Source organism: Mesorhizobium sp. B2-4-18 (assembly GCF_006441385.1).
GTDB classification, from domain to species: Bacteria; Pseudomonadota; Alphaproteobacteria; order Rhizobiales; family Rhizobiaceae; genus Mesorhizobium; species Mesorhizobium australicum.
The window spans coordinates 490,768-500,304 of record NZ_VFUW01000005.1 but is presented as its reverse complement, the minus strand read 5'-3'; the positions used below and the strand labels follow the sequence as shown (position 1 = coordinate 500,304).

At 60.8% G+C, this 9,537-nt stretch carries 6 protein-coding genes; 3 read left to right on the top strand and 3 right to left on the bottom strand.

The features are described from left to right. The 3 genes from FJ527_RS15585 to FJ527_RS15575 all read left to right on the top strand — a co-directional run. On the top strand, positions 1-3,447 hold a 3,447-nt coding region (locus tag FJ527_RS15585; protein WP_140823532.1), incomplete at its 5' end, for a VCBS domain-containing protein. A 63-nt stretch (positions 3,448-3,510) separates the two neighbouring features. Continuing rightward, positions 3,511-5,205 carry a type I secretion system permease/ATPase gene (locus tag FJ527_RS15580; RefSeq protein WP_140823531.1) on the top strand — a complete coding sequence of 565 codons (1,695 nt, stop codon included), beginning with the start codon at positions 3,511-3,513 and terminating at the stop codon, positions 5,203-5,205. 19 nt (positions 5,206-5,224) lie between these two features. Then, the gene (locus tag FJ527_RS15575) at positions 5,225-6,562 is read left to right on the top strand and encodes an HlyD family type I secretion periplasmic adaptor subunit (protein ID WP_140823530.1); all 1,338 of its coding nucleotides are present in this window, start codon (positions 5,225-5,227) and stop codon (positions 6,560-6,562) included. Positions 6,563-6,710: 148 nt separating this feature from the next. On the opposite strand, the gene FJ527_RS15570 is transcribed toward FJ527_RS15575, so the two are convergent. The 3 genes from FJ527_RS15570 to FJ527_RS15560 all read right to left on the bottom strand — a co-directional run bounded on the left by FJ527_RS15570 (position 6,711) and on the right by FJ527_RS15560 (position 9,259). Next, positions 6,711-7,178 (bottom strand): metallophosphoesterase family protein, encoded by a 468-nt coding sequence (locus tag FJ527_RS15570; RefSeq protein WP_140823529.1) that lies wholly within the window; start codon positions 7,176-7,178, stop codon positions 6,711-6,713. A 10-nt stretch (positions 7,179-7,188) separates the two neighbouring features. After that, positions 7,189-8,097, bottom strand: coding sequence for a ribonuclease Z (locus tag FJ527_RS15565; protein ID WP_140823528.1), 909 nt, complete (start codon positions 8,095-8,097; stop codon positions 7,189-7,191). Between the two features lie 889 nt (positions 8,098-8,986). After that, positions 8,987-9,259, bottom strand: coding sequence for a hypothetical protein (locus FJ527_RS15560; RefSeq protein WP_140617587.1), 273 nt, complete (start codon positions 9,257-9,259; stop codon positions 8,987-8,989). Between the last annotated feature and the right edge of the window lie 278 nt (positions 9,260-9,537).

Below are 9,537 nucleotides of genomic sequence, written 5' to 3'. Positions count from 1 at the left end.
ACGGTCACCGACGACTTCGGCGCCACCACCACGCAGGACGTCACCGTCACCATCAACGGCACCAATGACGGCCCGATAGGTGTGAACGACACCAGCGCCATCCTCGGTGCTGTCGCGGCCACCGAGAAGGGCGGCACCCTCAACGCGTCCGGCGGCAACAACGGCACCGGCAACGTGCTCACCAACGACAGCGATATCGACAGCGCCGGCCTGACGGTCAGCGCCATCCGCACTGGTGGAGTCGAAAATGCGGGCTCGGCCGGCTTGGTAGGTGGCGGGCTGGTCGGCGCGCACGGCACGCTGACGCTCAACAGCAACGGCAGCTACACCTATGTCGTCAACGAGAACGACGCGACGGTGCAGGCGCTCAATACGGGCGGCACGACCACTGACACCTTCAACTACACCGTCAGCGACGGCAGCCTGACCGATACGGCAGTTCTGACCGTCACCATCAACGGCGCCAACGATGCGCCGGTTGGTGTGAACGACACCAGCGCCATCCTCGGTGCTGTCGCGGCCACCGAGAAGGGCGGCACCCTCAACGCGTCCGGCGGCAACAACGGCACCGGCAACGTGCTCACCAACGACAGCGATATCGACAGCGCCGGCCTGACGGTCAGCGCCATCCGCACTGGTGGAGTCGAAAATGCGGGCTCGGCCGGCTTGGTAGGTGGCGGGCTGGTCGGCGCGCACGGCACGCTGACGCTCAACAGCAACGGCAGCTACACCTATGTCGTCAACGAGAACGACGCGACGGTGCAGGCGCTCAATACGGGCGGCACGACCACTGACACCTTCAACTACACCGTCAGCGACGGCAGCCTGACCGATACGGCAGTTCTGACCGTCACCATCAACGGCGCCAACGATGCAGCGGTTCTGTCGTCGGCCTCGGTCAACCTGACCGAGACCAACGCTGCAGCAAACATCTCGACCTCAGGCACGCTCACTATCTCGGACGTCGACAGCTCAACGACTTTCATCGCCCAGACGGCCAATGTTGGAACTTATGGAACCTTTGCAATCAACACGGCCGGTGCCTGGACTTACACCGCCTCTTCTGCTCACAATGAATTGGTCGCCAGTCAGCATTACACCGAGAATTTCGACGTGGTCAGCGCCGATGGCACTCACACTTCAGTACACATTGACATACTCGGCACCAACGACGCCCCGGCAATCGATCTCAATAGCGGAACGGCCGGGACATCCACAATCCTGAACTACACGGCGGGGTCCGCCGCTACAGCCATCGCCCCAGCAGCGACGATAACGGACATCGACTCCGCCAACTTCGGCGGCGGCTCGCTCACTGTCGGGTTCACGGCAAACGGCGCGGCCACGGACCAGTTGACCATCCAGAATCAGGCGCCCGGCGCTGGCCAGATCACCGTCAGCGGCAATAGTGTGAGCTATGGTGGCACACTCATTGGTACCTTCACCGGCGGCACGAACGGGTCGAATCTGGTCGTGACCTTCAATGCCAATGCCACCGCGGCGGCCGCGCAGGCCCTTGCCGATCACATCCTCTATGCGAACGCAATCAGCGGAACCATCGCAAAGAGCGTGACCTATACACTGGTGGACGGCGGCGGAACGGCCAACGGCGGCACTGACACAGGCACGGCAATAGCGACGATCAACGTGACGGGCGGTGATACAACGGCGCCGACGGTCGTCATTTCGCATGACAACAACGGTGCCAAGCAGACGATCACTTTCACCTTCAGTGAGGCGGTCTCGGGCTTCGACATCAATGACATCGCGCTGGTAGGCGCAACTGCGACAGCCGGGACCTTCATACATGTCGGCATCGACGGCACCGGGCACGACATCTACACCTTGGATGTTACGAAGCCAGTCGGCGGTGGCGCGCATACCGTCCAAGTCCTGTCCAGTGGCACCGGTACCTCATTCTGGACTGACATAGCCGGAAACCCTGGGGTCGGTACTCCAGCTTTTAACCTGCCCGCCGGCACCTCCGGCGAGCCCATCAACCTTGCCCTCACCGACCCATCACATGAGGGCGCGCTCATCGCCGTCACGGTGAAGGACGTGCCTTCGGGCTGGACCATCGATGGCGCGACCCATAATGCCGACGGAAGCTGGACGATCCAGACCAACGACCTGCACGGGCTGACCGTTACCACGCCGGCCAGTTTCACCGGGGCAGCCGTGCTCGATGTCGAGATGACCTGGATCAATGCCGACGGCACCACGGGCACCGCATCGATCGCCGATAATGTCGAGGCCTACGCACCGGGTTCGCCGATCTTTGCCTGGTCCGGCGACGACGTGCTGACCGGCTCGCACGGCAACGATCTCTTCGTCTTCTCGCAACCGATCGGCGCCGACACGGTGCACAATTTCGATGCCGCGGCCGACCAGATCGATCTCATCGGCTATAACGGATTGGCGGACTTCGCGGACCTCCAGACGCATATCGCCGACGATGCCAACGGCAATGCGGTGATCGCACTCGGCGACGGACAGTCGATCACGCTGGACGGCGTGCATTCGGGCGCACTCACAGCCAGCAATTTCGTGTTCGACCAGACGCCGATGGTCAACAATTCAGGCACCATGACGATCGGCGACGGCGCGTTGCTGCCGCTCAGCGGCATTATCAACAACAGCGGCCTCATCTCGCTCGACTCGACCGGCGGCGATACGCTGCTGCAGGTCATCCAGCACGGCGTGACCTTGCAGGGGGGCGGGCAGATCCTGCTGTCCGACAGCGCCGCCAACATGATTTCCGGCACAGGGCCGGACGTCACTCTGGTCAACGTCGACAACACGATCTCGGGCGCCGGCCAGCTGGGCGGCGGCATGCTCAGCCTCGACAACCAGGGCACCATTATCGCCACCGGCTCGCACGCGCTGGTCATCGATACCGGTGGCAGCGTCGTCACCAACTCCGGAACGCTCGAGGCAACGGGTTCGGGCGGCTTGACGGTCGCCGGCGGCCTGGCGAATTCAGGCATGCTCTGGGCCAATGGCGGCGACATCGTGATCCACGGCCAGGTTACCGGCGACGGCGATGCCACCATCGGCAATTTGTCGAAGCTGGAATTCGGCGGCGCCTCGTCGACGGACGTCACCTTCGGACACGACGCTGCCGGCACGCTGCAACTCGACGATTCCTTCGACTACAGCGGACGGATCGGCGGCATCACCAATGATGACAGGCTGGACCTCGGCGATATCCTGTTCGGTGCGGGAACGACGGCCGTCTATCAGGCAAACCAGGATGGCAGCGGCGGAACGCTGACCGTTTCGGACGGCACCCACGGCGCCGCGCTGCATCTGGTCGGCAATTATGATGCGAACGCCTTCAAGCTTGCCGATGATGGCCAGGGTCATACCGTCGTTTCGTACAATCCGGCGGAATTCACGCTGACCGGCATCGGCAATGGAGCGATTTCAAGCGACTTCGTGGTCTGAGCGAAAAGGGCCGCCGGCTACGGCGGCTCCCTGACCTGACGAGTATCGAGTGGGGTTCTGGAAGTGGATAGCAAGTCTCGAATTGTGAAGGATGCGCTTCGGGCATGCCGCCGCTATTTCCTGCTTGCGGCGGCGTTCAGCCTCGCGATCAACCTGCTCTACCTCGCTTCCCCCCTCTACATGCTGCAGATCTACGACCGGGTTGTCACCAGCGGCAGCGAAACCACGCTGGTGATGCTGACCCTGGTGTTGCTGGCAGCCTTCCTTTCGCTGGCGGGTCTCGACCTGGTCCGCGCCTGGATCCTGACGCGTGCCAGCGCCCGGCTCGACCGTCTGCTTTCGGCAAAGATCCTCGCCGCGTCCGTCGAGGCCCCATCGCCCGGTTCCTCGCCGAGCCAGCCGATCCGCGACTTCGATGCGTTCAGGCAGGTCATCACCGGCAGCGGCATCCACGCTTTGTTCGATCTGCCATGGTCGCCCATCTACATCGGCATCATCTTCCTGCTGCATCCGTGGCTCGGCTTCTTCGCACTGGGCTGCTCGCTGCTCCTGATCGGCATGGCCGTGCTCAACGAGTATCTCGTGCGCTCGCCGCTGAAGCAGGCCAACGAGCTGGCGACGAACAACTACAACTTCACCGAGATGAGCCTCAGGAACTCCGAAGTCGTTCGCGCCATGGGGATGATCGACGGTCTCATCCGCCGCTGGGGGCGCGACCGCAACCTCGCGCTGCGGCGCCAGGCGGAGGCAAGCGACCGTGCCGCCTTGATGTCGGGCCTCATCCGGTTCCTGCGGCTCACCATGCAATCGCTGATCCTCGGCCTCGGCGCCTATCTGGTCATCGAACGGCAGATTACCGGCGGCACCATGTTCGCGGCGAGCCTCCTGCTGGGCAGGGGGTTGCAGCCTGTCGAGCAGATCGTCGGCCTCTGGCGCAGCCTGATCCTGGCGCGGGCAGCGTTGGCAAGGGTCGAGAGACTGGTCGACGGGGGCGCGCGCAACGAGAGAGCGTTCAACCTGCCGAAGCCCAGCGGCATGATTTCCGTCGAGCAGGTAAGCTTTGCAATTCAAAGCCAGCAGAAAGTGCTTCTGCGCGACGTGTCGTTTCGGTTGGAAGCAGGCGAGGCGCTCGGAATCGTTGGCCCCTCCGGTGCCGGCAAGTCGACCCTGGCGCGCCACCTTGCCGGCGTCATGCAACCCAGTCGCGGCACAGTCAGGCTGGATGGCGCCGACCTGTCGCAATGGGGGCACGACGCATTAGGTGATCACATCGGCTACCTGCCGCAAGATATCGAACTCTTCTCCGATACCGTCGCCGCCAACATTGGGCGCTTCAAGACCAATGTCGACCAGGAGGTGATCGAGGCCGCGCGGCTCGCCGGCGTACACGAGATGATCATCCGACTGCCGCAGGGCTACGAGACGCAGATCGGGGAGGGCGGCGCCGTGCTGTCGGGAGGATATCGGCAACGGATTGCTCTTGCCCGGGCGGTGTTTGGAACGCCGAAACTGATCATTCTCGACGAGCCGAGTTCCAATCTCGACGCCGATGGCGATCGCGCGCTGAGCGACTGCGCGATCGAGCTCAAGCGCCGCGGCAGCACTGTTATCATCGTCTCGCACCGGCCCTCGACCTTGGCGAATGTCGACAAGATCCTGCTGTTGCGCGATGGCGCCGTCGAGGCGTTCGGCATGAGAAACGAGATCGTGGCGCTGCTCAACCAGCGCGCGGCTCCAATGGCGGTGGCGACCCAATGAGCTGTGGTCGGAGAGATCGATGAGCGACAGTGCCCTCACTTACCATAGCCTGCCTGGCGAGTCCGGCATCCTGGCTCCGGATTCCATCCGGGTGCCGGCCTATATTGGCCTGCTGATCATAATGGCCTTTTTCGGCATTTTCGGCGGCTGGGCGGCCTTTGCCCCTCTGAACGGTGCCGTGCTCGCCGATGCCATCGTCAAGGTGGAAGGCAATCGCAAGAGCGTCCAGCACTTCGACGGCGGTACGGTGAAGGAGATCCGCGTTAAGGATGGCGACGTCGTGAGGAAGGGCGACATAATGCTGAAGCTGGACGACACCAGGATTCGGTCCGAGTTCAATCTCTATGCCCAGCAATATGCACTGTTGCGCGCAACCGATGCCAGGATCCGTGCCGAATTGGACGGCAGCCAGGCGGTTGCCTTTCCCAAGGACATCCTCAAGGAGCACCAGGACTACCTCAAGGACGCAATGGCAAACCAGATCACCGACCTGGAAAGCCAACGCGCCTCGATGGCCGGCGCAAGGCAGATCCTCGAACGGCGCATTGCGGAGCTCGAGGAGCAGATACGGGGCAAGCAGTCTCGGGTCGAATCCTACCGGGCCCAGCTCAAATCGACGATCGGCGAGAAGGCCAGCCTGTCGAAGCTGCTCAAGGCCGGTTTGACTACCCGCCCACGCATCCTTGAACTGGAAAGGTCGGCCTCGGATTTGCAGGGCTTGATCGACGATAATCTCGGCGCCATCGGCGGCACCCTACAGAGCAAGGCCGAACTCGAGAGCCAGATCGCACAATTGACGAATGAGCGCCGGACCAAGTTGTCGGCCATGCTGATCGATACGCAATCGAACCTGTCCGACCTCATACCCAAGATGTTCGCCGCCCAAGCCGCCATGGACCGGGCCGAAGTGCGTGCGCCCTATGATGGCCAAGTGATGGATCTCAGCGTTTTCTCGATCGGTGCGATCGTGGCGCCGGGCCAGACCATCCTTGACATCGTGCCGACCGAGAATTCACTGATCGTCCAGGCACAGGTTCGCGTCGAGGATATATCGAACCTGCGTCCCGACATGGCCGCCGAAGTTCGTTTCACATCATACAAGCAGCGTTCGATACCCATAATTCATGGACGCGTCGCCCGCATTTCGGCGGATCGCATTACCGACACCAAGACCGGCTTTCCCTATTATCTCGCGGACGTAGCGGTCGATCCCGTGGAATTGGCGGCCGCCCCACAGATCGCGCTTTATCCGGGCATGCCGGCGTCAGTCATGATCGTTACCGAGCAACGCACGGCGCTCGACTACATTCTAGGCCCGCTGGTTGTGTCGTTCCACTCAGCGTTTCGCCAGAAATGACGGATCAGTCCATCACCGCACGCGGCGAGAACTCCCGTTAAACAAGTCGCGAAGAATGCGTGTCTCCGCGTTGCGGCGCGCCTGCCATCTTGTGAAAAATCGAGGAGACAGTCGGATATAAGTGCGGCGTAGTGCGCGCTGAATTCGTTCAGCCGCTTGCCAAGCTCACTATCGAAGGCCCTATGCTGTCTCGAGTGATGTCGACCGTCGCAAGGGTGACAGGCAGCTTAAACCGTCGCGGGCCAGCGCTGCCCGGATTCAAATAAAGCACGCCATCCACTGTCTCCATCCCCGGCACATGCGAGTGACCGGACACGATCAAGTCGATGCCCTGGGCAACCGGGTCGATCTGCAGCGTCTTGAGATCATGAAGCACGTAGATTGCTCGCCCGGCAAGACGTACGAGCTCGGTTTCCGCGTATGGCAGCGCCCAGCCACCGGTGTCCACGTTTCCTCTGATCGCGGTAACCGGCGCGATACAGCGAAGCGCCGTGATGATCTCAGGGCTACCGATGTCCCCTCCATGAATGATGTGGTCGACCCCGGCCAGGCAATGCGCCGCCTCCGGCCTCAGCAAGCCGTGCGTGTCCGAGATGACGCCAATTCTGAATGTCATGGCCCTGCCACTAAACGGTGAGGGTGGTGAAATCCGTTGCGATAAGGCTGTTCGCAAACGCCTGAACGGCTTCCGCGAGAATTTCTTCGTCGCAATAGCGGCCGGAGATGTGCGTAAGAACGAGCTGCTTTACATCGCTGGTCGCTGCCAGCGATGCTGCCTCCGCGGCTGTCAGATGTCCGTAGTCGCGCGCCATCGCTGCATCTCGTTGCAGGAATGTGGCTTCGATGACAAGCAGGTCGGCGCCGCTCACCTTATCGGCCAATCCATCAGTGGTTTCGGTGTCGCCTACAATGACCAGCTTCTTGCCAGCCTCGGGTGGTCCGAGGACTGCTTCGGGAGCAATCGTTCGGCCGTCGGGAAGAGAAATTGAGCGGCCTTCGGCCAAATCTTTCCGGATCGGACCGTCTGGCACACCGAGAGCTACCAAGCGGTCCGAACGGAGGTGACGACGCGCCGTCGTCTCGAAGACGAAGCCATAGCTGTCGGTGTCGCGATGGCGAACTTGAAAGCAATCGACGGTGAACTCATCCACCTCGAACACGCGTCCGGGGGCAAGCGGCACGAGTTGCAGCGGGATCGGCGCGCGTCCCTCACCCCAAAGGCCAGCGAGCATGCGGGCGACGACGTCAAGAGTGTCTGCGCTACCATAAATGGTCACATGGTTCTTGCTCTGCCGGAGCCGAAGCGTCGAGAACAAGCCTGGAATCCCGAGCACGTGGTCGAAATGCGCGTGCGTGAGGAGCAGGCGATCAAGTCGCCTGAATCCGGCGCCGCTGCGCAGAAGCTGACGCTGGGTGCCTTCCCCGCAATCGACCAGCACCCGTTGACTGCCGGCTTCAACGAGCAGCGCCGGGTGATTGCGCTCGGCCGAGGGCACGCTGGCCGAGGTCCCGAGGAAGATAAGCTTGAAGGTCATGCGAGCAGTCTACCTTGCGGGCAACGAGACCTCAAAGCGGGCGAAGGAGCGGTCCTTGATAGACGTTCGCTAGCCGGCTTGGTGCCGGAGATATGGACATTGTGCATGGTGCTCTGGACATCGCTGGCGACCTCGATCTGCCCAAGCTTCGCTGTCGGGGTTCGACGAAGCGATTTCGCATCTGCGCAACAAGCTCATTGGCATGCTGGTCCAATCTCAATGAGACAGCATTGCTGCGACCTGGTTTCTTGTCCGCCAGGCTTGTGAGGCACTGAAAAAAGGGAAGACAACCAGGTATCAGCAAAAAAAGGCCTCTACCAAAGGCCTGAACGAACCTCGTCGTCGACACTTTGTTGGACATCTATTTCGCCGAGAAGAAGAGGCTCTCCACCTTGCCGAGGAGTAATAGCGGCACAAACTGTCGACCTCAAAGTGCATCGATGACGGTACTTTTCAAGATTGGAGCGCGCATGCCGCTGGGTGCCAAGAGGTTGAAAATCGTCCGATTGATCCGATAGTTGGCGAAATCTCAAAAATATTTTCTAATCGATTTTCTCTTTAAAATCAGAAACCTAGCTTTTTGACGGCCCGTTGATCGGTGTTGTGCGTCACAAATAAGAAAAACCCAGCTAGATCAACGGCCTAGCTGGGTTAGAAACAATCGAGTGGGCGTGAGGGGTAGACGGCAATAGCATAGGTTCGGCACGTAGCGTCGCCTTTCCAAAACAGTCCGACGGCACTGAAATGTGGCTGTGCGCGGATGCAAAGCGTCCTCTGATCTGTGTAGAGCCTTGGCGTACAAAGGCGTGCAGATAGGCGGGTTTGGACAGATTGCCAGCTCTGAACTCGACCTGGGCCTGTCCAAACGTTGCGTCGGTGTAAGCAGGCGCTATGGACAGCGCTTGCGAAAAGGCGCTCCGCGCGGCCGGCGGTCATTGAGACCCAGTTCGGTGAAACCCAGCTGAACCAGCGCGTCGGTATTTGCAGGCTGAAGAGCAAGGACACGCTTCAGCAACCCGGCGGCTTCTTCGAAATACTGTTCCTGCCGGGCCTTGACGCCTTGCGCATAAAGACTATCGGCCGTTTGTCCATGTGCCGCAGTCGCGCAACCGAGATACAGAACCGCGTATCCGGCAAGTGCGACAAGCCGCTTCTGGTGCATCAGACCTTCCCGCCGCGGCTATGATGGCTTGGTGCGACATTCGTGCCCCGCCCCTTCTCCAGGTTTCTTGCCTGCCGTCGCGGAAACCATGTGCTGAAATTTCAAGGCCATGGCCTAGAATGGTTCAAGTGGGAGAATTGTGTCTTCTACAATATCACCTTAAAATATGTGTAAAAAAATATTACGAGATATACATGTTAGATGACTGAGAGTTATGCTAGTGGCGACCGAAATATATACATGGATAATCATGTGTCTTGTCGAGATATATGCGTATG

Bases quoted from the DNA above. Each gene is read 5' to 3' on its own strand.
- FJ527_RS15560 (WP_140617587.1), bottom strand. From the start codon at position 9,259: ATGCACCAGAAGCGGCTTGTCGCACTTGCCGGATACGCGGTTCTGTAT.
- FJ527_RS15575 (WP_140823530.1), top strand. From the start codon at position 5,225: ATGAGCGACAGTGCCCTCACTTACCATAGCCTGCCTGGCGAGTCCGGC.
- FJ527_RS15570 (WP_140823529.1), bottom strand. From the start codon at position 7,178: ATGACATTCAGAATTGGCGTCATCTCGGACACGCACGGCTTGCTGAGG.
- FJ527_RS15565 (WP_140823528.1), bottom strand. From the start codon at position 8,097: ATGACCTTCAAGCTTATCTTCCTCGGGACCTCGGCCAGCGTGCCCTCG.